The 25,504-nt window shown below is 73.4% G+C and carries 22 protein-coding genes and 1 pseudogene; 13 read left to right on the forward strand and 10 right to left on the reverse strand.

Features of this window, described 5'->3' with window-relative positions:
* Nucleotides 1-5: 5 nt before the first annotated feature.
* The 4 genes from ACIRFL_RS38520 (at nucleotide 6) to ACIRFL_RS38535 (ending at nucleotide 4,852) form a co-directional block, all read left to right on the forward strand.
* Nucleotides 6-1,844 carry an ABC transporter transmembrane domain-containing protein gene (locus ACIRFL_RS38520; protein ID WP_404038688.1) on the forward strand — a complete coding sequence of 613 codons (1,839 nt, stop codon included), beginning with the start codon at nucleotides 6-8 and terminating at the stop codon, nucleotides 1,842-1,844.
* Nucleotides 1,841-3,622 (forward strand): ABC transporter ATP-binding protein, encoded by a 1,782-nt coding sequence (locus tag ACIRFL_RS38525; protein WP_404038690.1) that lies wholly within the window; start codon nucleotides 1,841-1,843, stop codon nucleotides 3,620-3,622. Before ACIRFL_RS38520 ends, ACIRFL_RS38525 begins: the two co-directional genes overlap by 4 nt.
* 438 nt (nucleotides 3,623-4,060) lie before the next feature.
* Nucleotides 4,061-4,531, forward strand: coding sequence for a DUF5709 domain-containing protein (locus tag ACIRFL_RS38530; protein WP_404038693.1), 471 nt, complete (start codon nucleotides 4,061-4,063; stop codon nucleotides 4,529-4,531).
* 45 nt (nucleotides 4,532-4,576) lie between these two features.
* Nucleotides 4,577-4,852 (forward strand): type B 50S ribosomal protein L31, encoded by a 276-nt coding sequence (locus ACIRFL_RS38535; protein WP_404038696.1) that lies wholly within the window; start codon nucleotides 4,577-4,579, stop codon nucleotides 4,850-4,852.
* 125 nt (nucleotides 4,853-4,977) lie between these two features.
* On the opposite strand, the gene ACIRFL_RS38540 is transcribed toward ACIRFL_RS38535, so the two are convergent.
* Nucleotides 4,978-5,772: a metal-dependent hydrolase gene (locus tag ACIRFL_RS38540; protein ID WP_404038699.1), complete on the reverse strand. Its 795-nt coding sequence runs from the start codon at nucleotides 5,770-5,772 to the stop codon at nucleotides 4,978-4,980.
* 145 nt (nucleotides 5,773-5,917) lie between these two features.
* Here ACIRFL_RS38540 and ACIRFL_RS38545 point away from each other — a divergent pair, with 145 nt between their 5' ends.
* Together ACIRFL_RS38545 and ACIRFL_RS38550 are read left to right on the forward strand one after the other, a co-directional pair.
* A complete protein-coding gene (locus ACIRFL_RS38545) occupies nucleotides 5,918-8,431 on the forward strand; it encodes a DEAD/DEAH box helicase (RefSeq protein WP_404038702.1) in 2,514 nt (837 codons plus the stop codon).
* Between the two features lie 19 nt (nucleotides 8,432-8,450).
* Complete coding sequence (locus ACIRFL_RS38550; protein WP_404038705.1) at nucleotides 8,451-9,317, forward strand: acyl-CoA thioesterase; 867 nt, start codon at nucleotides 8,451-8,453, stop codon at nucleotides 9,315-9,317.
* Nucleotides 9,318-9,336: 19 nt separating this feature from the next.
* Here the strand turns inward: ACIRFL_RS38550 and ACIRFL_RS38555 are convergent, their stop codons facing one another.
* The gene (locus ACIRFL_RS38555; protein ID WP_404038708.1) at nucleotides 9,337-10,278 is read right to left on the reverse strand and encodes a DUF6397 family protein; all 942 of its coding nucleotides are present in this window, start codon (nucleotides 10,276-10,278) and stop codon (nucleotides 9,337-9,339) included.
* 127 nt (nucleotides 10,279-10,405) lie between these two features.
* Nucleotides 10,406-10,819 (reverse strand): roadblock/LC7 domain-containing protein, encoded by a 414-nt coding sequence (locus ACIRFL_RS38560; RefSeq protein WP_404038711.1) that lies wholly within the window; start codon nucleotides 10,817-10,819, stop codon nucleotides 10,406-10,408.
* 93 nt (nucleotides 10,820-10,912) lie between these two features.
* Between ACIRFL_RS38560 and ACIRFL_RS38565 the strand changes: the two genes are divergently transcribed.
* Complete coding sequence (locus ACIRFL_RS38565; protein WP_404038714.1) at nucleotides 10,913-11,341, forward strand: PPOX class F420-dependent oxidoreductase; 429 nt, start codon at nucleotides 10,913-10,915, stop codon at nucleotides 11,339-11,341.
* A gap of 108 nt (nucleotides 11,342-11,449) precedes the next feature.
* Here the strand turns inward: ACIRFL_RS38565 and ACIRFL_RS38570 are convergent, their stop codons facing one another.
* The 5 genes from ACIRFL_RS38570 to ACIRFL_RS38590 all read right to left on the reverse strand — a co-directional run bounded on the left by ACIRFL_RS38570 (nucleotide 11,450) and on the right by ACIRFL_RS38590 (nucleotide 16,538).
* Nucleotides 11,450-12,052, reverse strand: a complete 603-nt coding sequence (locus ACIRFL_RS38570; RefSeq protein ID WP_404038717.1) for a GTP-binding protein — start codon at nucleotides 12,050-12,052, stop codon at nucleotides 11,450-11,452.
* Nucleotides 12,053-12,217: 165 nt separating this feature from the next.
* Nucleotides 12,218-12,628, reverse strand: coding sequence for a DUF742 domain-containing protein (locus ACIRFL_RS38575; protein ID WP_404038719.1), 411 nt, complete (start codon nucleotides 12,626-12,628; stop codon nucleotides 12,218-12,220).
* A 35-nt stretch (nucleotides 12,629-12,663) separates the two neighbouring features.
* Entirely contained in the window at nucleotides 12,664-13,101 is a 438-nt protein-coding gene (locus ACIRFL_RS38580) for a roadblock/LC7 domain-containing protein (RefSeq protein ID WP_404038722.1), read from the reverse strand.
* The gene (locus ACIRFL_RS38585; protein WP_404038725.1) at nucleotides 13,098-15,713 is read right to left on the reverse strand and encodes a nitrate- and nitrite sensing domain-containing protein; all 2,616 of its coding nucleotides are present in this window, start codon (nucleotides 15,711-15,713) and stop codon (nucleotides 13,098-13,100) included. The genes ACIRFL_RS38580 and ACIRFL_RS38585 overlap by 4 nt, the downstream gene beginning before the upstream one ends.
* 48 nt (nucleotides 15,714-15,761) lie before the next feature.
* Nucleotides 15,762-16,538 carry an MHYT domain-containing protein gene (locus ACIRFL_RS38590; protein WP_404038728.1) on the reverse strand — a complete coding sequence of 259 codons (777 nt, stop codon included), beginning with the start codon at nucleotides 16,536-16,538 and terminating at the stop codon, nucleotides 15,762-15,764.
* 151 nt (nucleotides 16,539-16,689) lie between these two features.
* Here ACIRFL_RS38590 and ACIRFL_RS38595 point away from each other — a divergent pair, with 151 nt between their 5' ends.
* The 3 genes from ACIRFL_RS38595 to ACIRFL_RS38605 all read left to right on the forward strand — a co-directional run bounded on the left by ACIRFL_RS38595 (nucleotide 16,690) and on the right by ACIRFL_RS38605 (nucleotide 18,723).
* Nucleotides 16,690-17,289 (forward strand): class I SAM-dependent methyltransferase, encoded by a 600-nt coding sequence (locus ACIRFL_RS38595; protein WP_404038731.1) that lies wholly within the window; start codon nucleotides 16,690-16,692, stop codon nucleotides 17,287-17,289.
* 154 nt (nucleotides 17,290-17,443) lie between these two features.
* Complete coding sequence (locus ACIRFL_RS38600) at nucleotides 17,444-17,740, forward strand: hypothetical protein (protein WP_404038734.1); 297 nt, start codon at nucleotides 17,444-17,446, stop codon at nucleotides 17,738-17,740.
* Between the two features lie 140 nt (nucleotides 17,741-17,880).
* A complete protein-coding gene (locus ACIRFL_RS38605; protein ID WP_404038737.1) occupies nucleotides 17,881-18,723 on the forward strand; it encodes a hypothetical protein in 843 nt (280 codons plus the stop codon).
* Nucleotides 18,724-18,998: 275 nt separating this feature from the next.
* Here ACIRFL_RS38605 and ACIRFL_RS38610 read toward each other — a convergent pair whose 3' ends face one another.
* Nucleotides 18,999-19,181: a hypothetical protein gene (locus ACIRFL_RS38610; RefSeq protein WP_404038740.1), complete on the reverse strand. Its 183-nt coding sequence runs from the start codon at nucleotides 19,179-19,181 to the stop codon at nucleotides 18,999-19,001.
* Between the two features lie 257 nt (nucleotides 19,182-19,438).
* Between ACIRFL_RS38610 and ACIRFL_RS38615 the strand changes: the two genes are divergently transcribed.
* The 3 genes from ACIRFL_RS38615 (at nucleotide 19,439) to ACIRFL_RS38625 (ending at nucleotide 25,146) form a co-directional block, all read left to right on the forward strand.
* The gene (locus ACIRFL_RS38615) at nucleotides 19,439-22,303 is read left to right on the forward strand and encodes a DEAD/DEAH box helicase (RefSeq protein WP_404038742.1); all 2,865 of its coding nucleotides are present in this window, start codon (nucleotides 19,439-19,441) and stop codon (nucleotides 22,301-22,303) included.
* Nucleotides 22,300-23,595 (forward strand): SWF or SNF family helicase, encoded by a 1,296-nt coding sequence (locus ACIRFL_RS38620; protein ID WP_404038745.1) that lies wholly within the window; start codon nucleotides 22,300-22,302, stop codon nucleotides 23,593-23,595. Before ACIRFL_RS38615 ends, ACIRFL_RS38620 begins: the two co-directional genes overlap by 4 nt.
* Before the next feature lie 204 nt (nucleotides 23,596-23,799).
* Nucleotides 23,800-25,146, forward strand: a complete 1,347-nt coding sequence (locus tag ACIRFL_RS38625; protein WP_404038748.1) for an esterase-like activity of phytase family protein — start codon at nucleotides 23,800-23,802, stop codon at nucleotides 25,144-25,146.
* Nucleotides 25,147-25,205: 59 nt separating this feature from the next.
* Here the strand turns inward: ACIRFL_RS38625 and ACIRFL_RS38630 are convergent.
* Nucleotides 25,206-25,504: pseudogene (locus tag ACIRFL_RS38630) on the reverse strand (xylose isomerase); the annotation flags it as partial.

The following is a 25,504-nucleotide window of genomic DNA, read 5'->3' on the forward strand; positions in this document are numbered from 1 at the left end:
ACGTCATGCAGATTCAAGACCTTCCGTATCCCGACCCGGGCGTGCCGGACGCGCGTTCGGGTCCCCGATCCCTGTGGTGGCTGGGGCGCAACCAACTGGGCGGCCAACTCAAGGCGCTCGCCTGGGGCCTGCTGCACTTCGTGTCCGTCTCCTCGCTTCCGTTCTGTGTCGGGCTCGCCGTCCAGGCCGTCGTGGACCGCTCGGGCAGCCGGCTCGCCCTGACCGGCGTACTGATGGTGATCTGCGGCATCGGCATCGCGGTCGGCGACACCTTCCTGCACCGCGCGGCCGTCACCAACTGGATCACCGCCGCCGCCCGCGTCCAGCAACTGCTGGCCCGTAAGGCCGCGCAGCTCGGTTCGGGGCTGACCCGGCGGGTCGCGGCCGGTGAGGTGGTGGCCGTCTCGACCGGCGACGTCGAGAAGATCGGCTGGTTCGTCGAGGCCGTCTCCCGCTTCACCGCCGCCGCCCTGACCGTCGTCGTGGTCTGCGTGGGCCTGCTCGTCTACCAGCCGGCTCTCGGCGTCGTCGTGGCGGTCGGCCTGCCCGTGCTCGCCCTCGCCGTGCTGCCGCTGCTGCCCCGGGCGACCCGGCGCGCCGACGTCCAGCGCACCAAGGCCGGCCGGGCCACGGAGCTGGCCTCCGACACCGTCGCCGGGCTGCGCGTGCTGCGCGGCATCGGCGGCGAGGAACTGTTCCTCGACCGCTACCGCCGCGCCTCCCAGGAAGTGCGGCACGCCGCCGTGCGCAGCGCCCGGATGTGGGCCCTGATCGCGGCGATCCAGGTGCTGCTGCCGGGCCTGCTGATGATCGCGGTCGTCTGGCACGGCGTCCATCTCGCCCGGCAGGGCCGGATCGAGGTCGGCGAACTGGTCACCGTCTACAGCGCGGTGATGATCCTCACCTATCCGCTGCGGCACTTCGAGGAGATCGCCATGGCGTACTCCTTCTCGCGCCCCTCGGCCCAGCGCGCGGCCCGCGTGCTGTCCCTGGAGCGGACCACGGACGCCGGCGGCTCGCGCGCGGCCGACGTGCCGAGCGGTGATCTGTACGACCCGGCCACCGGTCTGCTCGCGCCCGCGGGCCTGCTGACCGCCGTGGTGTGCGGGGACCCGGACGCGGCCGGGCGGCTCGCCGAACGGCTGGGCGGGCATCCGGCCGAGCCGGGCCCGTCGGTGCTGCTCGGCGGCGTACCGCTCGACGAACTCCCCCTGGACACCGCCCGCACCGCCGTCCTCGTCCAGGACAAGGACCCGGTCCTGCTGTCCGGCACGCTCCGCGACCTCCTCGACGTGCCGGCCTCAGCGGGTGTCCGCGCCGAGGCGGCGCTCGCGGCGGCGCAGTGCGGGGACGTGCTGGAAGCGCTCGTCGAGGGGTCCCTGGACGCCGCGGATCCCATGGACGCCCGGATCACGGAACGGGGACGGTCACTGTCGGGCGGCCAGCGCCAGCGGCTCGCCCTGGCCCGTTCGCTGATCACCGACCCCGAGGTGCTGGTGCTGGACGAGCCGACCTCCGCAGTCGACTCGCACACCGAGGCGCGGATCGCACAGGGCGTGCGTGAGCTGCGGACGGGGCGCACGACGGTGGTGTTCACCTCGTCACCGCTCCTCCTGGACCGCGCGGACCGGGTCGTGCTGGTGCACGCCGACGAGGTGGTGGCGGTCGGCGTGCACCGCGAACTGGTGCGCACCGAGCCCCGGTACCGGGCCGTCGTGACCCGTGCGCCCGAGGACGAGACGGCCGCACCCGGCCCCCGGCACGACCGGGCCGCCCTGCGCGGCCCACTGGACGACGAGGCCGGACCGCACGGCCCGCTGGAACAGATCGAGGAGAGCGCATGATCGGCGTTGCGCCACCGGCGTACGACCCGGCGGCCCCGACGACGGCCACCACCCTGCCCGTCGGTGCCATCGCGACCGTGCGCGCCTACGTGGCCGAGCTGTTCCGGCGGCACCGCCGTGCCTTCCTCGTCCTCATGGCCGTCAACACGATGGCCGTGGTCTCCTCCATGGCGGGCCCCTACCTCCTCGGCGGCCTCGTGGAACGGGTCTCCGACGGGGCCCGGGAGCTGCATCTGGGCCTGACCGCCGGGCTGTTCGTGCTCGCGCTCGCCGTGCAGGCCGTGTTCGTGCGCGAGGTGCGGCTGCGCGGCGCGATGCTCGGCGAACGGATGCTGGCCGACCTGCGCGAGGACTTCCTCGTCCGGTCGGTCGGGCTGCCGCCGGGCGTCCTGGAACGCGCCGGCACGGGCGACCTGCTGTCCCGTATCACCACGGACATCGACCGGCTGTCCAACGCCATGCGCGAGGCCGTGCCGCAGCTGACGATCGGCGCCGTCTGGGTGGTGCTGCTGCTCGGCGGCCTGGTCGTCACGGCGCCGCCGCTGGCCGCGGCCGTGCTGCTCGCCGTGCCGCTGCTGGTGATCGGCTGCCGCTGGTACTTCAGGCGCGCCCCCTCCGGCTACCGTTCGGAGGCCGCCGGTTACGCCGCCGTGGCCGCCGCGCTCGCCGAGACCGTGGACGCCGGCCGCACCGTCGAGGCCCATCGCCTCGGCGACCGGCGCATCGCCCTGTCGGAACGCCGGATCAGGGAGTGGACGGCCTGGGAGCGCTACACCCTCTGGCTGCGCTCCGTGCTCTTCCCGGTCGTCAGCCTCACCCATGTGGTGGTCCTCGGCTCGGTCCTGATGGCGGGCGGAGTCTTCGTGCTGCAGGGCTGGATCGGCGTGGGCCAGCTGACGACGGGCGCGCTCGTCGCGCAGATGCTCGTCGACCCGGTCAATCTGATCCTGCGCTGGTACGACGAGGTGCAGGTCGCCCAGGTGTCCCTGGCGCGGCTGGTCGGGGTGCGGGACATCGAGCCGGACGCCGGGGACGCCGCGCTCGCCCCCGACGGACGGAACGTGCACGCGGACCGCGTGCACTTCGGCTACCGCGAGGGCGTCGACGTCCTGCGCAAGGTGTCCCTCTCGGTCGCGCCGGGCACCCGGCTCGCCCTGGTCGGCCCGTCGGGCGCGGGCAAGTCCACGCTGGGCAGGCTGCTCGCCGGCATCTACGCGCCCCGCGACGGCCGGATCACCCTGGGCGGTGCCGAGCTGTCCCGGATGACCGCCGAGCGGGTCCGCTCGCACGTCGCCCTCGTCAACCAGGAGCACCACGTCTTCGTGGGCACGCTGCGCGACAACCTGCTGCTCGCCGACGCCGACGCCGAGGACGCGCAGCTGTGGGCGGCGCTGTGCGCGGTCGACGCGGACGGCTGGGCACGGGCCCTGGACGACGGGCTGGACGCCGAGGTCGGCTCGGGCGGGCTGGCGCTCACCCCCGCCCAGGCCCAGCAGATCGCTCTGGCCCGGTTGGTGCTGGCCGATCCGCACACCCTGGTCCTCGACGAGGCGACCTCGCTCCTCGACCCCCGTGCGGCCCGCCACCTCGAACGTTCCCTGGCCCGGGTCCTGGACGGCCGCACCGTGGTCGCCATCGCCCACCGACTGCACACCGCCCACGACGCCGATGTCATCGCCGTCGTGGAGAACGGCCGCATCAGCGAGCTGGGCAGCCACGACGACCTGGTCGCCGCCGACGGGGCGTACGCGGCACTGTGGCGATCCTGGCACGGGTGACACGACCGGCACGGCGGGCCCGGGCGGCACGGCAGGCACGAGCGGCACGGCGGGCACGAGCGGCACGGATGCGCGGGGCGCCGCGATCGACGACGAGCCGGCTGAGCCGAGCACCGTGACCGTCGGCCCGGCTGAGCGGTGCGTGGGCTCGGGTGACGGAGCGAGCCGCACCGGGGCGTGGCCGTCGCCCTCGGCGGCCGGCCGCGGCGTCCCGGCGGCGACCCGGGCCGCGGCAGGCCGGTCGTCGCACGGAGCCACGGGGCCGGGGCCGTGGCGTTGCGCGGTCCCGAAGCGGAGTGGAAGTCTGGAGAGCGGCACCGGTTCGGGGGATGCCCGGGAACCATCGGGTTCGAGCCGGGTGAGACCTGTGCCCCGCGGGCCGGCGGACCGCCGCCGACCGCGGTGGGACGGGGCCACGCCCACCACCTGGAGGTACCCGTGAACAGCTCCGACGGATGGGGGGACGACGTCTACCAGCCGGACGGATCCGAGATCCAGGAGGACTCGGGGCTGCTCGACGCGGAGGACACGCTGGTCAACGACGGTGTCGAAGATCCGCTCGACCGGGGCTGGTCGCCCCCGGAGCGGCCCTGGGCGGTGGAGCACACCGGTGTGACGGCGGCCGAGGGCCAACAGGGGGAGTCGCTGGACCAGCGCCTCGCCGAGGAACTGCCCGATCTCGACATACCCGACGGCGACGGCATCGGCGACTGCCAGGGCACCGACGGCGAACCGCTCGACAACGAGGTCGGCGATCTTCGCTCCGGTCGTCTCGTCGCGCCCGACGAGGGAGCCCACGAGGACGAGGAGAGCGCCCTCGTCGCCACCGACGTGGGCATCGACGGCGCGGGCGCCTCGGCCGAGGAGGCCGCGGTGCACGTCGTGGACGAGGACTCCCTGCCCACCTGAAACCGCCCGCCCCCATCCGCCGACCGCCCCGTGCGAGGAGCCGCCATGCAGCAGGACAAGCACCCCGACTACCACCCCGTGGTCTTCCGCGACCGCTCCGCCGGCTACGCCTTCCTGACCCGGTCCACCGCCACCAGCGACCAGACCATCGACTGGGACGACGGCGAGACCTACCCGGTGGTGGACGTGGAGATCTCCTCGGAGAGTCACCCCTTCTACACGGGCAAGGCGCGCACGGTCGACTCGGAGGGCCGGGTGGCCCGCTTCGAGCGCCGCTACGGCGGCGCCGGCCGGGACACCGCCGGCGGCACGGCGACCTGATCCCCGCCCGCGGGACCGGCCGGCCCACGGCCCCGGCGGAAGCGCCGGCCGCTGCGCCGGTGCGCTGGGAGGCCCGCCGGGACCAAGACCCGCCCCACGGTCCTCGCTCAGATCACGGAAGTCGCTCAGATCACGTTGAGCGCCGCCGCGCAGCCCACCCCGCCGAGCAGCATGAACACCGGCATCAGCACCTTCAGCTCCACCCAGCTGCCCGCCCGGAACCGCAGCGGCTTCGGCGTGCCCAGGGGGTACCAGCGCTTGCGGCCCACCGGGATCGGCCACAGTATCGGGCATCCGGAGACGGTCAGCGCGTCCCCGATGTCGTGCACCAGCGCCCCCAGCACGATGGGCAGCCCCAGCCACAGGTACTCCTGGCCTGGCTCGGTGAACAGCCAGTCGGCGCCGTTGCCCGGTTCGTCCAGGACACCCGCGAGGATCCACGCACTGGTCGCGGCCAGCAGCCACACGAGGACATCGCTGCTGGACCCGCGGGCCGCACGCCACAGCAGCCCCTCGATCGCCAGCACCATGTGCACGAACAGGATCGCCAGCACCGCCCAACGGCCGCCGCTGATCGCCAGGAACGAGGTGCCCGCGCCGATCAGCACGGCCCACAGCCAGGTGTGCGTCAGCGTCCGGTGCCCGCCGGAGCGACGCGGGTCGCCCTTCATCCTGGTGGCCTTGTAGACGGCGTAGGAGAGCTTGTCCACGATCTCGCACAGCCAGCGCGACAGCGGTCCGAAGGCGCGTGAGATGGTGGCGGCCTTGTGATCGAGGTCCGGAGCGAGCGCGGCACCGGCACAGATCAGGGCGCCCACGAGGAGGACCGGCCAGGGCATCGCCTGCCCGGCCGCGGCGGCGGCCGCCCCGACGCCGAGCCAGGCCGCGGCCCCCGACAGTGAGTGTGCTGGTCCCATCATGGCCGTTGCCCGCCCCATTCCTCTTGCGCCGCTGTCCAGTTGACCGGGTGCGTTGACGTTCCGTCGGCGACTCAGCGTAGCGGTAGCGATCTTCGTCTTCGCAGCCGATTCCCGCATCGGCCGTCAGGCCAGGCAAGATGGGTGCGTGACCCTCATCGATCAGCTGCCGCCGACCGCCGACCCCGACGCCCTCTACGAAGCCTTCGAGTCGTGGGCGCAGGATCGCGGTCTCACGCTCTACCCCCATCAGGAGGAGGCGCTGATCGAGGTGGTCTCCGGCGCGAACGTGATCGTGTCGACGCCCACCGGGTCCGGCAAGAGCATGATCGCCGCGGGCGCGCACTTCGCCGCGCTCGCCCGGGACGAGGTCACCTTCTACACGGCCCCGATCAAGGCCCTCGTGTCGGAGAAGTTCTTCGAGCTGTGCAAGCTCTTCGGCACCGAGAACGTCGGGATGCTGACCGGCGACGCCTCTGTCAACGCCGACGCCCCCGTGATCTGCTGCACCGCCGAGGTGCTGGCGTCCATCGCGCTGCGTGACGGCAGGAACGCGGACGTCGGCCAGGTCGTCATGGACGAGTTCCACTTCTACGCGGAGGGCGACCGCGGCTGGGCCTGGCAGATCCCGCTGCTCGAACTGCCCCAGGCGCAGTTCGTCCTGATGTCGGCCACGCTCGGTGACGTGTCCTTCTTCGAGAAGGACCTGACCCGCCGCACCGGCCGGCCCACCGCCGTGGTCCGCTCGGCGACCCGCCCCGTGCCCCTGTCCTACGAGTACCGGCTGACCCCGCTCACGGAAACCCTCACCGACCTTCTGGAGACCAGGCAGGCGCCGGTCTACATCGTCCACTTCACGCAGGCGCAGGCCGTGGAGCGGGCGCAGGCGCTGATGAGCATCAACATGTGCTCGCGCGAGGAGAAGGACCGGATCGCGGAGCTGATCGGCAACTTCCGCTTCACCACCAAGTTCGGCCGCAATCTCTCCCGTTACGTCCGCCACGGCATCGGCGTGCACCACGCCGGCATGCTGCCCAAGTACCGGCGGCTGGTGGAAAAGCTCGCCCAGGCCGGTCTGCTGAAGGTCATCTGCGGCACGGACACGCTCGGCGTGGGCGTCAACGTGCCCATCCGGACGGTGCTGTTCACGGCGCTGACCAAGTACGACGGCAGTCGCGTCCGCACCCTGCGCGCCCGTGAGTTCCACCAGATCGCGGGCCGGGCCGGGCGGGCCGGCTTCGACACCGCCGGTCTGGTCGTGGCGCAGGCGCCGGAGCACGTCATCGAGAACGAGAAGGCCCTCGCCAAGGCGGGCGACGATCCGAAGAAGCGCCGCAAGGTGGTCCGCAAGAAGGCGCCGGAGGGTTTCGTCGGCTGGACGGAGAACACCTTCGAAAAGCTCATCGCCTCCGAGCCGGAACCGCTCACCTCCCGCTTCCGGGTGACACACACGATGCTGCTGTCGGTGATCGCCCGGCCCGGCAACGCGTTCAAGGCGATGCGTCATCTGCTGGAGGACAACCACGAGCCGCGCAAGCAGCAGTTGCGGCACATCCGGCGGGCGATCGCCATCTACCGCTCGCTGCTGGACGGCGGCATCGTCGAGAAGCTCGACACGCCGGACGCCGAGGGCCGCATCGTCCGGCTCACGGTCGATCTCCAGCAGGACTTCGCGCTCAACCAGCCGCTGTCCACGTTCGCCCTCGCCGCGTTCGAGCTGCTGGATCCCGAGTCGCCGTCGTACGCGCTGGACATGGTGTCCGTCGTGGAGTCCACGCTGGACGATCCGCGGCAGATCCTGGGCGCGCAGCAGAACAAGGCGCGCGGCGAGGCGGTCGCCGCGATGAAGGCGGACGGCGTCGAGTACGAGGAGCGCATGGAGCGCATCCAGGACGTCACGTACCCCAAGCCCCTGGAGGAACTGCTCTTCCACGCGTACAACACCTACCGCAAGAGCCATCCGTGGGTCGGCGACCATCCCCTGTCGCCGAAGTCGGTCGTCCGTGACATGTACGAACGGGCCATGTCCTTCACGGAGTTGGTGTCCTTCTACGAGCTGGCGCGCACCGAGGGCATCGTGCTGCGCTACCTGGCGGGCGCCTACAAGGCCCTGGACCACACCGTTCCGGACGATCTGAAGTCGGAGGACCTGGAGGATCTGATCGCCTGGCTCGGCGAGATGGTCCGCCAGGTCGACTCCAGCCTGCTGGACGAGTGGGAGCAGCTGGCCAACCCGGCGGAGATGACCGCCGAGGAGGCCCAGGAGAAGGCCGACGAGGTGAAGCCGGTCACCACCAACGCGCGCGCCTTCAGGGTCCTGGTCCGCAATGCGATGTTCCGCCGCGTGGAACTCGCCGCCCTCGACCAGGTGGACGAGCTGGGCGAGTTGGACGCGGAGGCCGGCTGGGACGCCGAGGCCTGGGGTGAGGCGATGGACAAGTACTGGGACGAGTACGAGGACCTGGGCACCGGCCCCGACGCACGCGGCCCCAAGCTGCTCGTCATCCAGGAGGAGCCGGACAACGGCCTGTGGCGCGTCCGTCAGATCTTCGACGACCCGAACGGCGATCACGACTGGGGCATCAGCGCGGAGGTCGATCTCACCGCCTCCGACGCCGAGGGCCGCGCGGTCGTCCGCGTCACCGCCGTCGGCCAGCTGTGAACTCTGGAGAGCCGCACCCATGAAGAACCCGGCCGAAAGGCTCGTCGACCTGCTCGACCTGGAGCAGATCGAGGTCAACATATTCCGTGGCCGCAGCCCGCAGGAGTCCTTGCAGCGGGTCTTCGGCGGCCAGGTCGCCGGCCAGGCACTGGTCGCCGCCGGGCGCACCACGGACGGTGACCGCCCGGTGCACTCGCTGCACGCGTACTTCCTGCGCCCGGGCAGGCCGGGCGTGCCGATCGTGTACCAGGTGGAGCGCGTCCGGGACGGCCGGTCGTTCACCACCCGGCGGGTCACCGCGGTGCAAGAGGGGCGCACCATCTTCAATCTGACCGCTTCCTTTCACAAGCCTGAGGAAGGACCGTTCGAGCATCAGCTGCCACCGGCCCGGAAGGTGCCGGATCCCAAGGAGCTGCCGACGGTCGCCGAGGAGATCCGGGCGCATCTCGGTGCCCTGCCGGATCAGTTGGAGCGGATGGCGCGCCGTCAGCCCTTCGACATCCGTTATGTGGACCGGCTGCGCTGGAACGCCGAGGAGATCAAGGACGCGGAGCCGCGCAGCGCGGTGTGGATGCGCGCGGTGGGCCCGCTGGGCGACGATCCGCTGGTGCACACCTGCGCGCTCACCTACGCCAGCGACATGACCCTGCTCGACGCGGTCCGCATTCCCGTCGAACCGCTGTGGGGTCCGCGCGCGTTCGACCTGGCCTCCCTCGACCACGCCATGTGGTTCCACCGTCCCTTCCGCGCGGACGAGTGGTTCCTGTACGACCAGGAGTCGCCGATCGCGACCGGTGGCCGGGGGCTCGCCCGCGGCCGCATCTACGACCTGGAGGGGCGACTGCTCGTGTCGGTCGTCCAGGAGGGGCTGTTCAGGGCCTTGTAGCAGCGGCGGGCGAAAGCGCTCACGCCCGCGCGGGCCGGGGTCCTCTGCCGCGCAGCCGGCCCAGCAGTCCACGGGGCCGCTCGGCTGCCCGGGCGGCGGGCGGGTCGCAGCGGACAGCGGAGGCCCTGCGGCGGGCCGTCGGAGCGAGGGGACGGGGCGGGTGCCGGACGAGCGGTGCCGCAGGTCGGGGTGCGGGCCGGTGGGCGCGGGCCTCGGCCACCGCGCGCGCCAGGTCGTTCCTCAGCCAACCGATCTCGTCGGGGTGTTCCGCCGTCATGATCTTCTCCGCGAGGTGGGCGGCGGGCGATTCCGGCGTGCCGTGGGCGGGCGGCCCGGGGCGGAAGCGGTGCAGATGGGAGCGCTCGTAGGGGTCCGGGACGAGGTCTGTGAGGTGGGCGGGGTCGAGGAAGGCGGCCACGGCCCCGGCGCGCTCCCACGGATCGTCGGCCTGCCGCAGCAGGTGTCCCAGATGGCGTCCGCGCCAGTTGCGGGCCCGCAGGTCAAGGCCCGCCGCGAGCTGGTCGCGCAGCCCCTCGGGCATCCGGCCGGTCAGCAGCGCCGCGCTCTTGCCGTCTGCCGCGAACTCCCGTACTTCGTCGGCCAGATAGAGCCAGACCACCGCACGATAGCGGTTGACGTAGAACTTCACGGGCGTCATCAGGCCCAGGCGTGCGAGACGGGTGAACCGGCCGGCCGGCACGTCGACGAGGGCCGCGCCCGCCGTGGTGCCCACGGTCGCGACGCTCTGGCGAAGGGCCTCGGGGAAGCCCTCCGTCGCGCGCAGCCGGTCGATCTCCGCTCGTGGGACGCGTCGGCCCGCGCCGCCCGGGTCCGGCACGGTCCGGATGCGTCCGAGGTGCACGGCGAGCTGGAACTCGCCCCGTTTGAGGCCCAGTTCGCGTGCGGCGCGGCTCGGGGCAACGGTGAGGTGGTGAGATGGTGCGTCAGTGCCGACCGGCATGGTGGTACTCCCCCGTGGAGTCAGTGCTCACGCTGGGTGCGTGCGCCGTGACCCACGACGTTAGCCGCTTGGGCGGATGCCGTGGCGAGCCTGTGGATAACTCCACGGGGCACGAGAAACGCGCAGGTCAGCGCTCTGATGTCGGAGCGCGGTCGGGCTGCCGGACGTCCACGCCCAGGTGCTCGCCGACCCGGTTGACGAGCAGGGTCATCTCGTAGGCGATCTGCCCGATGTCCGTCTCGGCGCCGCTGAGCACGCACAGGCAGCTGCCGGAGCCCGCGGCGGTGACGAAGAGCACCGCGTCGTCGTATTCGACCATGGTCTGGCGTACGTTGCCCGCGCCGAAGTGGCGCCCCGATCCCTTGGCGAGGCTGTGCAGCCCGGAGGCTATCGCCGCGAGGTGTTCCGCGTCCTCGCGCCGCAGTCCCGTGCTCGCCCCCGTCACCAGCCCGTCGTTCGACAGGACCAGTGCATGTCGTACGTGCTCCACGCGCTCGGTCAGGTCGTCGAGCAACCAGCCGAGTCCCTGCTTCTGCGCCATGTCCGGTCTCCCCGTGTGATGTCTCCCCCCTGGCCGGAGGATCCCTCAGCCAGCCTTCCCCACGACCGTCGTCCCGGCAAGGAGGATGGGGGCATGGCACAGAAGATGACCGATGAGGAATGGCGGGCGTTCGTCTCGTACGGCACCCGCACCGGCAAGCTGTCGACGGTACGCGCCGACGGGAGCCCGCATGTGGCCCCGGTCTGGTTCGTGCTGGACGGGGACGAGGTGGTCTTCAACACCGGGAAGGAGACCGTGAAGGGGCGCAATCTGGCCCGTGACGGGCGGGTCGCCCTGTGCGTGGACGACGACCGGCCGCCGTTCCACTTCGTCGTGCTGAGCGGACGGGCCCGGCTGTCGGAGGATCTGGACGAGATCCGGCAGTGGGCGACCAGGATCGGGGCCAGGTACATGGGCGAGGACCGGGCGGAGGAGTTCGGCGCCCGCAACGGGGTCCCCGGCGAACTGCTGGTCCGCATGGCCGTGGACAAGGTGGTGGCGGTCCGGGACATGGCGGACTGACGGCCCTTCGAGCCGACGGCACACCTCTCGGCCCGACGGTCCGCCCTTCAATCCGACGGGCCTTCAACCCGGGCCCTTCCCCCGGCGGTCCTTCAGCCCGACGGCTCTTCAGCCCGTGGAGTCGAGGAGCCGGGCGGTGTGCATCCGCCCGGCGTACTCGACCAGGCGGATCAGCACTTCCTTGCCGGAGTCCCGGTCCCGGGCGTCGCACAGCACCACCGGCGTGCCCGAGTCGAGGTCGAGGGCGCGGGACACGTCCTCGACGGCGTGGCCGCGCGCCCCGGCGAAGCAGTTGACGGCCACCACGAACGGGATGCGCCGGTGCTCGAAGTAGTCGACCGCCGGGAAGCAGTCGGGCAGCCGCCGGGTGTCCGCGAGGACCACGGCGCCGAGGGCGCCCTGCGCCAGTTCGTCCCACAGAAACCAGAAGCGGTCCTGGCCCGGTGTGCCGAAGAGGTAGAGGGAGAGTCCGGAGCGGATGGTGATGCGTCCGAAGTCCATGGCGACGGTCGTGGTGACCTTGTGGTCCACACCGCCGGTGTCGTCCACCCACTGGCCGGCTTCGCTCAGCAGTTCCTCGGTGCGCAGCGGCCGGATCTCGCTGACCGCGCCGACCAGCGTCGTCTTGCCGACGCCGAATCCGCCGGCGACGAGTATCTTCAGCGCCAGCGCGGCCTCGTCGTCGACCGTGGTGGAGTGCTCGGAGAGCATGATCACTTCCTTCCGGAGCGCCGATGACGACCGGCGTCCGTGTGCCTGGTGCGCGTCATGACGACCACAACTCCGTTCCGGTGTCTTAGACATGACGGCGAGCGTCGTGGTCGGCTCACGCCCGGTTCCGCGTCTTCATCTGCGGTGCCCGCCGTCCCGCTTCATCTACAGTGCTCGCAATCCGGCGATGACCTCGCGCAGAATCCGTTCGTCGGGCAGTTGGGCCGGCGGCACCGGGCGGCTGACCGACACCCGGCCCAGCTCCAGGAGGTCGCCGAGCAGCACCCGTACCACCGCCACGGGAAGGTCGGTGCCCGCGGCGAGTTCGGCGACCGACTGCGTCTCCGTGCGGCACAGGTCGATCAGTGCCCGGTGCTCGGGGCCGAGTGTGTCGTCGTCGGCCGCGGACGCGCCGGGGTCGAGTGTGACGAGGGCGATCAGGTCGAACCGCACTCCGCTGGGGCCGGGCTCGGTGCGACCGCCGGTCATGGCGTACGGGCGGACCAGCGGACCGGCCTCGCCGTCGTACCACTGACTGCCCGGCTCAGGCGCGGCGCCCGTCGTGTCTTCGCTCATCTGTGCCGTTCGCCCCTCCGGCTCGTCTTTCCCGCTCATCCGGCGGCCGGCGGCCGGCCGGCGGCGCGCGGCGGCGTGTAAAGGTGCTCGCCGACCCGCCTGACGAGCCGTGCCATCTCGTAGGCGATCAGTCCGATGTCCGCGGTCACGGCGGTGAGGACGGCGAGGCACGAGCCGTCTCCGGCCGCGGCGACGAACAGGAACGCGTCGTCCATCTCCACCATGGTCTGGCGCACCCCGCCCGCACCGAAGTGCCGGCCCGCGCCCTTGGCGAGGCTGTTGAAGCCCGATGCCACGGCGGCCAGGTGCTCGGCGTCCTCCCGGGCCAGGCCTGTCGAGGCGCCGATGGCGAGGCCGTCGTTCGAGAGCACCACGGCGTGGCGTACCTCGCCGACGCGTGCCACCAGGTCGTCCAGCAGCCAGTCGAGTGCGCCGGAGCGCCGGACGGCCCCGGTGTCGGGGTCCTGGATCATGCGGGATCTCCTTCGCTGCTGTCTCGGCCGGCTCCTCGGGCCGGTCCTGTGCCGCGGCCGGGTGGCCGACCGCCGCCGCGCGCCCATCCGGAGCGGTAGGCGGCCATGCGGTCCCGTACGAGTTCGGGGGTGCGCCGCTCGTCGTCGGCGGGCCCGGATGCCCCGGCCGGTTCCTCGGGCCGCTGTCCGCGCAGTTGCGGGACGAGGCTGGCCTGCCGCACCCGGCGCGGGAGGTCTTCGGCGGGTTCGGAGGTTTCCGTCGTGCGGTGCGGTCGCAAGGCCGTGACTCCGGGGGGCGTGAGGTCGGGCGCCGGCCCGGCTCCGGGAGGCGCGTTCTCGTGTGAGGAACCGGCTCCGCGGGGCGCGTCCTCGGGCGCCGGTCCGGCTCTGTGCGGCGGGTCTTCGGGTGCCGGTCGGCGCTGTGTGCGGCCGGCGGCGACGAGAGCGGGCCGGTCCCCGGCGGCGGCGACGGCTTCCTGGGGCGGGGCGGCACCGGGCACGCGCGCGTACGCGTGTTCCGCCGGGTGCCGCGGCGGTGCGGTGAGGCCGGCGGTGCCGTCTGCCGGGCCGCTGTGCAGGAGGCCGGTCGGGAGCAGGACCACCGCGGTGGTGCCGCCATAGGGAGAGGGCCGCAGATGGACTTTGACGCCCTGGCGTGCCGCGAGCCTGCTGACGACGAAGAGGCCGAGCCGGTCGCTGTCGAACAGATCAAGCGCCTCGGACTGCTCGATGCGCCGGTTCGCCTCGTCGCGGGTGTCCTTGCCCATGCCGAGGCCGCGGTCCTCGATCTCGACGGCGTAGCCGTTGCCGACGGGCTCGCCGGTGATGCGCACGCGCGTGTGCGGCGGGGAGAACTGGGCGGCGTTCTCGATCAGTTCGGCGAGCAGATGGGTCAGGTCGGCGACGGCCGCGCCGACGACCGACGTCTCGGGGAGCCTGCGCACCTCCACGCGCGCGTAGTCCTCGATCTCGGAGACGGCCGCCCGCACCACGTTCGTGAGGGACACCGGCATCCGCCAGGCGCGTCCGGGAGCGGCCCCGGACAGGATGATCAGGCTCTCCGCGTGGCGCCGCATACGGGTGGTGAGGTGGTCGAGTTGGAAGAGGTCGCCCAGTTCGTTCGGGTCATCGGACCGGCGTTCCATGCTGTCCAGCAGGCTCAGCTGGCGGTGCACCAGGATCTGGCTGCGGCGGGCGAGGTTGACGAACACACCGGAGATGCCGCTGGCGAGTTCGGCGCGCTCCACGGCGGCGCTCAGGGCGGCCCGGTGCACGGTGGCCAGCGCCTCGGCGACCTGTCCTGTCTCGTCCTGCGCGGGCGGACCGGGTGGCGCCTCGGCCCGGATGTCGATCTCCTCCCCGGCGCGCAGCCTGCGCATGGCCTCGGGGAGTTTGCGGCGGGCGATCTCCAGGGCGTCGTTGCGCAGGCTCACCAGTTCCACGACGATTCCCCGCCCGATGCGCACGGAGATGACGAGCGAGGCGGCGACCGCGAGCAGGCCGAAGAGGACCGCCGCGCCGGCCGGGGTGAGCACACCGCGCGCGAACGGGTCGGCGCGGCCCGCGACGGCCCGGCCCGTGTCCGTCTCGATCGACCGCATACCGTCTTGCACGCGCGCGTGCGCGGCTTCCCAGGTGTCGGGGGCCGCCTCTGCGGTCCGGGCGCCCGGACGGCTCGCCAGGACCCGGTCCTCGGCGGCCGTGACCGTCCGGTAGGCGCTGCTGTCGGCGAGGCCGAGCCAGGCGGCGTGCTGTGCGCCGGGCAGGTCCGCGACGGCCGTCTCGGTGAAGGCGCGGCGGGTGCCGACCGCCGCGGCGAACAGCCGCAGTTGCTCGCCGTCGAGCCGTCCGGTCTGACGCGCGCCGAGCAGTGCGTTCTCCTGTGCCAGGCCCTCGCCGGCGCGGGCGAATTCGAGCAGCACGCGCGCGTCGGCGCCGACATCGTCGCTCTGGATGCCGGCGAGGGCTCCGCCCACGCCGAAGGCGGTGGCGATGGTCGTGGTGTACTGCCCGTACGCCTCGCCCCAGTCGACGCGGCCGTCGAGGACCGCCGGCCGCAGCGTGCGCAGGCGCTCGGCTCCGGTGACGAAGGCCGCGAGGCGCCGTGCGACGTCGGCGGGCAGTTCTCCGCTGTCGGCGACGGTGTGCTCGTCGCCGAGCCGGAGTGCGGCCACGGCCCGGTCCGTCCGCGCGCCGAGTGTCTTGAGGCCGCCGCCCCGCCCGGCCGGCGGGTCGCTCGCGTACCGGACCGCCGCAGCGCGCTCGGCCTGCAGGGCGGCCACGGCTGCCGCGACCGGGGCCCGCAACGCGGCGTCGACGTGCTGCGACTGGCGCAGCCGGGAGACGTCCTGCGCGGTGCTGACGGTGGCGTAGGCCCACAGCGCGAGCAGGGAGACGACGGGAACCATCAGGAGGCAGACGACCTTGGCCCGCACGGTGCGCGGCCGTGTCCGCCAGCGCCCGGCGCGCCGGGGCGCGGGTTCCGGCACGGTGCCCATGTGCTCGTCCGTGCCTTCGTCGGCTGGTGGTCCGGCGTGCGCGCGGCGACCGCGGACGGGCGGTGGGGACGGCGCCGGGTTGCCACCCTCTGGGGTCCTCCGGGGTGTGCGCATGGGCTCCTCGTTCGGTGGTGGGTCGGGGCGCGCTCGTGCCGGGTCCGGTCAGCGGGCGGCGGCGCCCTCGACGGGCCGCTGGGCCGAGGCGGACGCCTCGCGCTCCCCTGCCGTGGGCGAGAGGGCGACGAAGGCCGAGGTGAGGAACAGATAGGACCCGAGGCCGACGGCGAGGGGGAAGATGAACTGCATCGCCGTGGCCCCGGGCAGGACCGCGTCGGACGGGGTGACATGGACGCTCACCGCGAACATGCCCGTGTAGTGCATGCTGCTGACGGCCGCCCCCATGACGAGCGAGGCGACGGTGACCGCGACGGGCGACTTGATGTTCAGCCCCGCCCACAGGGCCACGGTGGCCGCGACCACGGCGATCAGCACGGAGAGCGCGACGAGGACCGGGTCGTAGTCGACGCCACCGTGCAGGCGCATCGCCGCCATGCCCAGATAGTGCATGCTGGCGACGCCGACTCCGGTGGTGAGCCCGCCGAGGGCGAGGGCCCGGCCGCGGTGGCGGCCGTAGCCGACGGCGAACACCCCGGCGCAGACGACGAGCATGGCGACGAGGAGGCTGAGGACGGTCAGCGGCACGTCGTAGCGGATGTCGGTGCCGCTGACGCGGAAGCCGAGCATGGCCACGAAGTGCATGGTCCAGATGCCGGTGCCGATCGCGGTGGCGGCGGTGACCAGCCAGTTGCGGCGCGAGGGGCCGGTGGCGGCGAGCGCGCGCACGGTGCAGCGCAGCCCGAGCGCGGATCCGATGCAGGCCATCGTGTACGACAGCACGGGGGTCAGCCAGCCGAAGGCGGCGTGGTCCAGGTGTCCCATGGCCCCGGGACGCTAGCCGGAGCAGGGGCGCACAACGGGGGCGCATTTCGAAAGCTGTTGGAATATGACACAGAGATGGGATGGAACGATCGCGTCAGGCTCGAACGTGCGCACTGAGACTTCCTTCGCGCCCTGCGGGATCATGCCAGGCATGAGCGACGACCACACACATGTGCAGGAGTTCTTCACCGCCCGCGCGGCCGACTGGGACAAGAGGTTCCCGGACGACGGTCCCGCCTACGCGGCCGCCGTCGCCGATCTCGGGCTGCGGCCCGGTGACCGTGTGCTCGACGCGGGCTGCGGCACCGGCCGCGCCCTGCCCCCGCTGCGCGCCGCCGTGGGCCCCTCGGGGCTGGTCGTCGGCGTCGACCTGACCCCGGCGATGCTCGCCGAGGCGGTACGCGCGGGCCGGAACGCGGACGGGCGGCTGCTGCTCGCCGACGTGGCCGCGCTGCCGCTGCGGCCGGGGGTCTTCGACGCCGCGTTCGCGGCGGGTCTGATCGCGCATCTCCCCGACCCCGCCGAGAATCTGCGGGAGCTGGCACGGGTGGTGTGCCCGGGCGGCACGCTGGCCCTGTTCCATCCGATCGGCCGCGCGGCGCTGGCGGCCCGCCAGGGGCGCCGGATCACCCCGGACGACCTGCGCGCCGAAGCCAACCTCCGGCCGCTGCTGGCCGGTTCGGGGTGGCGGATGACGTCGTACGCCGACGAGGACGCCCGCTTCCTCGCCCTGGCCGTCCGGGAGGGCTGAGCGCCGCGCCGCGCACGCCCCGTGCGGGCCCGGACCGCACAGGCGTGCTCCTCCGCCACCGGGCCGCCCCCTTCTGCCGCCGCGCTCGCGACCCTACGTTGACGGGACCAGTTGAACGGCCCGCGGTGAGAGGGCACAAGGGAAGGTGGTCCGCATGTTCGACAGGATCCGCACGTACGCCGCCGGATTCCGCGGTTCCGCACGCGCGCAGGACGCCGGGACTCGTGAACGCCGCTCTCACAACTTGTTCGAAGCGGCGGCCGCCTATGTGTCGGCCCGCGCGGAGGACGACCAGGACGGGACCGACGAGGCGGCGGCCTGGGTGTCGCCGGAGGCCCTGTCGTTCGGCGTGAGCGAACTCGCGTGCCGGGCCGTCGTCGCGCTGGCCCAGGAGCGGGGCACGTCGCCGCGCGCGGTGGCCCGTGACCTCCTGGGGCTGCCGGCGGTCTGAGCGCCCGGCCGGCGCCGCACGGTCGTTTCGCCCCTGTCCAGGCGGAAAACTGCAGCTCCGGGTGGGAAGGGGAGTCGTGACAACCGGCTTGCGCCGGCACTAGGGTGCGCGCCGTTGGACGAACCACTGGGGAGGCTGGAATGGCCGGGACGGACGAGGAGGTCGTCGCCGCCGCGGACGACGCGCTGTACGTGCTCACGGCGGTACTGCTGACGCCGGCGCAGTTTCCGAGCGTGCTGGGCGACGACTACCCACAGGCCTGCGCGGCGCTCGGACTCGCGCCGCTGGCCGACGGGTACGGCCTGGTGCTCGGCCAGGACGGCGAGGGCGCCCGCTGGACGGTCGCCATCGACGACGTCTCGCTGGTCGCCGTCGCGATCGCCTCCTGGGACTGCGGTATGGAGTACGACCTGTCGCCGGACGAGCGCACGGTGGTGGCGGCCCTGCCGGGCTGGCCGCTCGCGGTCGCCGTCGCCGCACCGGGCGTGCCGGCGCCGCACGATCCGGCACCCGACGTGGCGGACGGCCCGCCGCTGGCCCCGCCGGACACCAGCGTCTGGGGCCCGGCCCAGCGGCGGCTGGGCGCCGACGAGATCGCGCTGCAGTGGGCGATGTGGCGGGAACAGATCGACGACGCGGACTTCTCCGGGCCCACCTCGGGGCCCTCCGGGGCCGCGGAGGCGGCCCCGGAGGGCACGGTGCGGCCGGCCAAGGGCCATCGCGGCATCCGGCGGGTCCTGGCCGAGGCCCACGCCTACGTGGACACGCCGCCGCCGCTCGGCCGGGTCCGCTCGTCGTTCGCCCCCGGCGACGCCCGGACCCTGCGCGCCGACGGGCCGGGCTGGTCGATGGTGGCCCGCACCGACGACATCGCGTTCGTGCTGCTGGACGAAGAGCCCGGCGAAGTGCTGCCGGTGGGCCGTGGACCGGAACTGCCGGGGCTGCTGGAAGCGCTCGACAAGCTGGCCGTGCGCCCCAGTTGAGCCGGCGGCGGGCAGGTGAGCCGGCGGCGGCACTTGAGCCGCCGGCAGCAGTCGTGCGGCGGCGGTGGGACGGAGGCCGGGGCGCGGCAGCAGCCGGGCCGTAGCAGCCGGGATGCGACGCACCGGCCCCGCGGCAGCACCGCGCGTGGCCCGGAGCCGACGCCCGGCCGTGCCGAGCTGGGCCGGCGCCGCCCCGAACCGTGCCGTCGGCCGGTCCGCGGGCGGCGACGTGGCCTGCTTGCCCGCGGAGCCCGACGCGCCGCGGAGTCACCGCCTCAGCGGCCGAGTTCCTTGCGGGCCACCCGGCGCAGCCTGCGCCGCTGCGAGGGGTCCAGCGTGAGATACGCGGCGGCGGGAACGCCCACCACGATCAGGAACGCCACCCACCAGGGCAGCCATATCAGCAGGATGAGCCCGACCGCCACACCCCCTGTGGCGATCTTCGCGTTCTTCGACATGTGCGTCGCCTCCTTCGCGGCCGCTGCCGCTCTCTGCTGTGAAAACGGGCCCGTGCTTCCCACGGTTCCGGACCGCGACCCTGAGACGTCCCTGATACGCGACCCTGAAGCACCCCGAGACCGGACATCCCTGCCCCGCATCGAACACCAGGTGAAGTGACTCAGCTCACAGCTGAGCCGTTCGGGGTCGGCCGCGGACGTCGGGTACCCTCGGCGACCTTGCCCTGGTAATCAAATTTGAGGAGTCGGGCAGAGCTGTGCACAGCATCACCGCGGCGCCATCTTCCCAGCCGTCCGAACTGGCCCGCTGCCCCGCCGTGTTCGTCCCGGCCGACCCCGCGCGTGCCGGCCGCTTCGCCTTCTGGCGGCCTGACGGCACCCCTCCCGCCCCTCCGGGCCCGGGAACCGTCGCCGACCTGGTCGTGGCGGTGCCCGGCGAGCACGGGGTCGAGCGGGTGCGCGTGCCCGCGGTGCTGTTGCCGGTGCGCGCCGCCCTCCCGCTGCTCACACGCGCGCGTGCCGAACCGCTCGCCCACCGGGCCACCGCGTTCTGGGGCTCGGCCGGTGTGCTGGCCCTGCACTTCCTCGCCCGGGGCCTGCTGCTGCCCGGGCTCTCCGCGAGCGAACACGACGCCTGGCGGGCCGGCCCCCTGACCGCCCGGGAGACGGAACTCGTGCGCGAACTGGCCGCCACCATGCCGCCGGAGGCCCACGCCGTCCCGGTCGGCGACGCAGAGCCGCCTCGGCTGCCCGCCCCGGAGCGACTGCTGCGCGACTTCCTGGACGCGGTCGCCGACACGCTCCCCCGCTCCCCCGCCGCCCCGCTGGTCACGGGCGGCCCGGCGTACGCGGCGGCGCAGCCGCGGCATCTGCCCGAGCAGCGGGCCTGGGCCGACGACATCGCCGCGGGGCACGACGCCGGGGTACGGCTCTCGCTGCGGATCGAGGTGCCTGGTCTCGACGACGCGTTGCACGACGACGCCCCGCAGCGGTTCGCCGCCGTCCTCCAGGTGCACACCGTCGGCGGCCCGGCGGCCGTCGCGGACGCGGCCGAGGTGTGGTCCGGATCCGGTGCTGCGGGTTCGGCCTTCGGCCCCCGCGCGCGGCTGGACACCCTGCTGGCCCTGCGCCGCGCAGCCCGTGCCTGGCCGCCGCTCACGGCCCTGCTCTCGGCGACCGTGCCGGACCGCGTCGAACTCGCCGACGACGAGATCACCGAACTGCTCGGAGCGGGCGCCCGCACCCTGGCCGCGGCGGGCGTCGAGGTGCACTGGCCCAAGGAGCTGTCGCGCGAGCTGTCCGCCCGGGTGGACATCGGCCCGCCGGCCGACGGGAACACACGGGGCACCGCCGGGGCACAGGTGCCGTCGTTCCTGTCGGCCGACGCCCGGCTCGCGTTCACCTGGTCGTTCGCGTTGGACGGCCGGGACCTGTCCCGTGCGGAACTGGACCGGCTGGCCGAGGCCGGCCGCCCTCTGGTGCGGCTGCGCGACCAGTGGGTGCTGATCGACCCTCAGGAGGCGCGCCGCGTCCGTGCGCGGCAGGACCGCGAGGTCACCCCCGTCGAGGCGCTGGGCGCCGTGCTGACCGGCTCGACGGAGGTCGACGGACGCCGCGTCGACGTGCGGCCCACGGGGTGGCCGGCACAGCTGCGGGAGCGGCTCGCGAACCCGGAGGGACAGGAACCGGTCGGTCCGCCACCGGCGCTCGCCGCCACGCTGCGGGACTACCAACTGCGGGGTTTCACCTGGCTGGCCCGGATGACCTCCCTGGGGCTCGGCTGCTGCCTGGCCGACGACATGGGCCTCGGCAAGACCGTCACGCTGATCGCCCTGCATCTGCACCGCCAGACCGACCCCGCCGCGGCCGGCCCCACGCTCGTGGTCTGTCCGGCGTCCCTGCTGGGCAACTGGCAGCGGGAGATCGAGAAGTTCGCGCCCGGCACACCGGTGCGCCGCTTCCACGGCCCGCGGCGAAGTCTGGAGGCGCTCACCGACGGCGAGTTCGTCCTCACGACGTACGGCACGCTCCGCCCGCACGCCGAGCGGCTCGGCGAGGTCCCCTGGGGCATGGTCGTCGCCGACGAGGCACAGCACGTGAAGAACCCGTACTCGGCGACGGCGCGGGCGCTGCGCTCCGTCGGGGCACGCGCACGCGTGGCGCTCACCGGCACCCCGGTGGAGAACAACCTGTCGGAGCTGTGGGCGATCCTCGACTGGACGACACCCGGGCTGCTGGGAGGCCACGGCACCTTCCGCGCCCGGTACGCGCAGGCCGTCGAGGGCGGCCGGGACCCCGCCGCCGCGCAGCGCCTCGCCCGGCTGGTCGGACCGTTCCTGCTGCGGCGCCGCAAGTCGGATCCGGGCATCGCGCCCGAGCTGCCGCCGAAGACCGAGACCGATCACCCGGTACCGCTGACCGGGGAACAAGCGGGTCTGTACGAGGCCCTGGTCAGGGAGACCCTGGAGGCGATCGCGGCGGCCGACGGGATGGCGCGCCGGGGGCTGGTCGTCAGGCTGCTGACGGGGCTGAAGCAGATCTGCAATCACCCGGCGCAGTTCCTCAAGGAGGACGCCGCCCGGATCGCCGGACGGTCGGGGAAGCTGGAGTCGCTGGACGAACTCCTCGACACGATCCTCTCCGAGGGGGCGTGCGTGCTCGTCTTCACCCAGTACGTGCGGATGGCACGCCTGTTGGAACGGCATCTGGCGGACCGTGGTGTGCCGGCGCAGCTGCTGCACGGCGGCACACCCGTGACCGAGCGCGAGGCGCTGGTGCAGCGCTTCCAGGAGGGCGAGGTGCCCGTGTTCCTGCTCTCGTTGAAGGCGGCCGGCACGGGCCTGAACCTGACCAGGGCCGAGCACGTCGTGCACTACGACCGCTGGTGGAATCCCGCGGTGGAGGCACAGGCCACCGACCGCGCGTACCGCATCGGCCAGAGCCGGCCCGTGCAGGTGCACCGGCTGATCGCCGAGGGAACCGTCGAGGACCGCATCGCGGAGCTGCTGAGCCGCAAACGGGACCTGGCCGACGCCGTGCTCGGCTCCGGCGAGACGGCGCTCACGGAACTGACGGACACGGAACTGGCCGAACTGGTGCAACTGCGCGGGGAGGCGCGATGACCCGGTACGACGAGACGGTGGGGCGCACGTTCCCCGCGCTGCCGCCCGCGCGCGGGCGGGGGTTCGCACAGACGTGGTGGGGCCGGGCGTGGCTGCGCGCCCTGGAGGACACCGCGCTGGACGGGGCTCAGGTGAAGGCGGGACGCAGGCTCGCGCGCTCGGGCGCGGTGGGTGCGGTCTCGGTGCGGCCCGGCCGGGTCACGGCCGTAGTCCGGGACCCCGGACGCGCCGCACACCGGGCCGACGTGCTGCTGCCGGAGCTGCCGGACGAACAGTGGGACCGGCTGCTCGACCTGGTCGCCGAGCGGGCCGGGCACATGGCGGCGCTGCTCGACCGCGAGATGCCGCCCGATCTGGTGGAGGACGCGGCGGTCGCGGGGATCGAACTGCTGCCGGGCCTCGGCGACCTGGAGCCGGAGTGCGACTGCGGCGCCTGGGACCACTGCGGGCACACGGCGGCACTGTGCCACCAGGTGGCGCGGCTGCTGGACGAGGATCCGTTCGTGCTGCTGCTGTTGCGGGGACGGGGCAGGCGCGCCCTGCTGGACGCCCTGCAGGCGCGCACCGCGGCGCCCCAGGACCCGGCCGAGGAGCCGGACACGGTGGACGCCGCCGAAGCCTGGGCGGCCGGCGACATCCTGCCGCCCCTGCCCGCCCCGCCCCCGCTTCCGGACGAGCCGGGCCGGCCGCCGTTGCTCGACGCCGAGGCGGCACCCGCGCCCGGGATCGACCCGCAGGCCCTCGCCCACCTGGCCGCGCGCACCGCCGAGGAGGCGTACCGGCTGCTGACCGCGGCGCTCCACGGCGAGCCGGGACAGGCCGAAGAGGAACCGGAGTCGAGGGTGGGACAGGACGCCGTGCGGCTCGCCGCGGGCGCCCCGGCGGGGGCTCTCGCGCGGCTGGCCGACGGATCGGGCCGCGACGCGCAAGGGCTGGCGACGGCGGTGCGGGCCTGGCGCCACGGCGGTGCCGAGGCGCTGGCCGTGCTCGACGAGGAATGGGCGGTGGAGGACGGCGCCCTGGCACGCGCGCGTGCCGCGCTGGACGCCGCCTGGGACGAGGACGACCGACCGGCGCTGCGGCGGACCGGCAACCGGTGGACCGTCCACGGCGCGGACGTGCAGGTGCGGCTGGGGCGGGACGGCCGCTGGTGGCCCTACCTGCTGGGCGGCCACTGGATCCCCGCGGGGCATGCGGCACGGGACCCGGCGACGGCTCTCGCGGCGGCCCGGCTCGCCCTTGAGGAAGAGCGGTCCGTGGGCCCCGACGGTCCCACGCCCGGGCGGGAGTGACGGACTGTCGGCACCTCGGCCGTACCCCGGGCGCCGCTGAAGGAAGCGTCCCGGACCGGGTCCTGCTGACGAAACGCCGACCGGGCCCGAAGTCCCGTCGACTGGACGAGTGGACGACGTCCTGTGTTCACCCGGCGGTAGCGCCGATTTCCCTCCGGGACCCAAATCTGGCCACTGCCGAAGAACTTGACTCCTGGAGGCCCGATGTCCTCGCACACCACCGGCCGTCGCCGAGCCCACCGTTCCGTCGTCACGGGGCTTCCGCTGGCCCTGGCGGCCGCACTCGTGGCGGCCGGCACGGCCGCGGCGACGCCGTCCGGTGCGGCGAAGGCCCATGTCGTTGGCACGGCCACGCTCGCGGACATCCCGCTGGGCACGTTCAGCAACGCCCTGCTGCCCGGCAGCGTCGCCGACGACCGGGGGGTGGACCTCGGCGGCATCGGCAGTGACATCTACCCCACGGGCCGCAAGAACGAGTTCTGGACGGTGACCGACCGTGGGCCGAACGGCCAGATCAAAGTGGACGGCCAAAAGCGCCGCACGTTCCCCGTACCGGGCTTCGACCCGGCGATCGTGAAGATCCGGGTGTCCGCGGACAGCGTCAAGGTGATCGACGCGATCCCCCTGACCACGTCCTCCGGGAAGGCCGTCACCGGGCTGTCCAACCAGAAGTCGCGCGACGAGGCCCCGTACGGCTACGACGCCAAGGCGCCGCTGGCGTACAACCCGAACGGCCTGGACACCGAGGGCATCGTGCGGGCCGCGGACGGGACGTTCTGGCTGGTCGACGAGTACGGGCCGTCGCTGGTCCACGTGTCCGCGCGCGGCAGGGTGCTCGCCCGGTACGTGCCCGAGGGGCTGAACCTGACCGGTGCCGACTACCCGGTGGTGGAGGCGCTGCCGTCCGTACTGCTGCACCGCAAGGGGAACCGCGGTTTCGAGGGGCTGGCCCTGCTGCCCGGCGGCGACCTCGTGATGGCCGTGCAGAGCCCGCTCTCGCTGCCCGACGCGGACGCCGGGAACGCCTCGCGCACGACCCGGCTGCTGCGCTTCTCGCCGAAGAAGCACGCGGTCACCGCCGAGTACGCCTACCGGTTCGACCCGGTCGACGTGGTCGACCCGAGCGAGGACGACACGTCCGAGCTGAAGATCTCCTCGGTGGTGGCGCTCGGCGGTGACCGGCTGCTGGTCGAGGAGCGCACCGACAAGGCGGCCCGCCTCCAGGTGGTGAAGCTGAGCCACAAGGCCGACATCCTCGGCGGCGCCTGGGACGACGACACGACGTCGCCCTCGCTCGAGCAGCTGGACGACCCGGCCGCCGCGGGCGTGCCGGTGCTCGCCAAGCGCCTCGTGGTCGACCTCGGCACGGTGAAGGGGGTGCCGGGCAAGATCGAGGGCATCGCGCGCGTGGACCACGACACGCTCGCCCTCATCAACGACAACGACTTCGGGATGACGGACGGCCCGGGCGCCTTCGACGCGCAGGGCCGGCTCGTCGACAGCGGCATCGAGACGACCGTGACCTACGTCCGGCTGCCGCGCGGCATCTGACGTCCCGCACGGGGGAACACCCGGCGGTACCGGCCGGTCATCGGCACGCGCGCGTGCGTTCAGCCCCGGACGCCGAGGAGGTGGTCCATGGCGAGTTGGTCGAGGTGTTCGAAGGCCATGCCGCGGGCGGCGGCGGCCTCGACGTCGAAGTCCTCGTAGGCGGTGCGGTCTTCGAGGAGGGCGCTGAGGCCGTCGGCGGCGGTGGGCCGGGCGAGCTGGTCGAGGCGGGATGCCTTGAGGGCGTCCTGGACCTCGGGGTCGGCGCGGAAGGCGGCGGAGCGGTCCTTGAGGATGAGGTAGTTGCGCATGCAGCCGGCCGCGGAGGCCCACACGCCGTCCAGGTCCTCGGTGCGCGGGG

Origin of the sequence: Streptomyces sp. NPDC102462 (genome assembly GCF_044765425.1) — a bacterium.
Classification (GTDB): domain Bacteria; phylum Actinomycetota; class Actinomycetes; order Streptomycetales; family Streptomycetaceae; genus Streptomyces.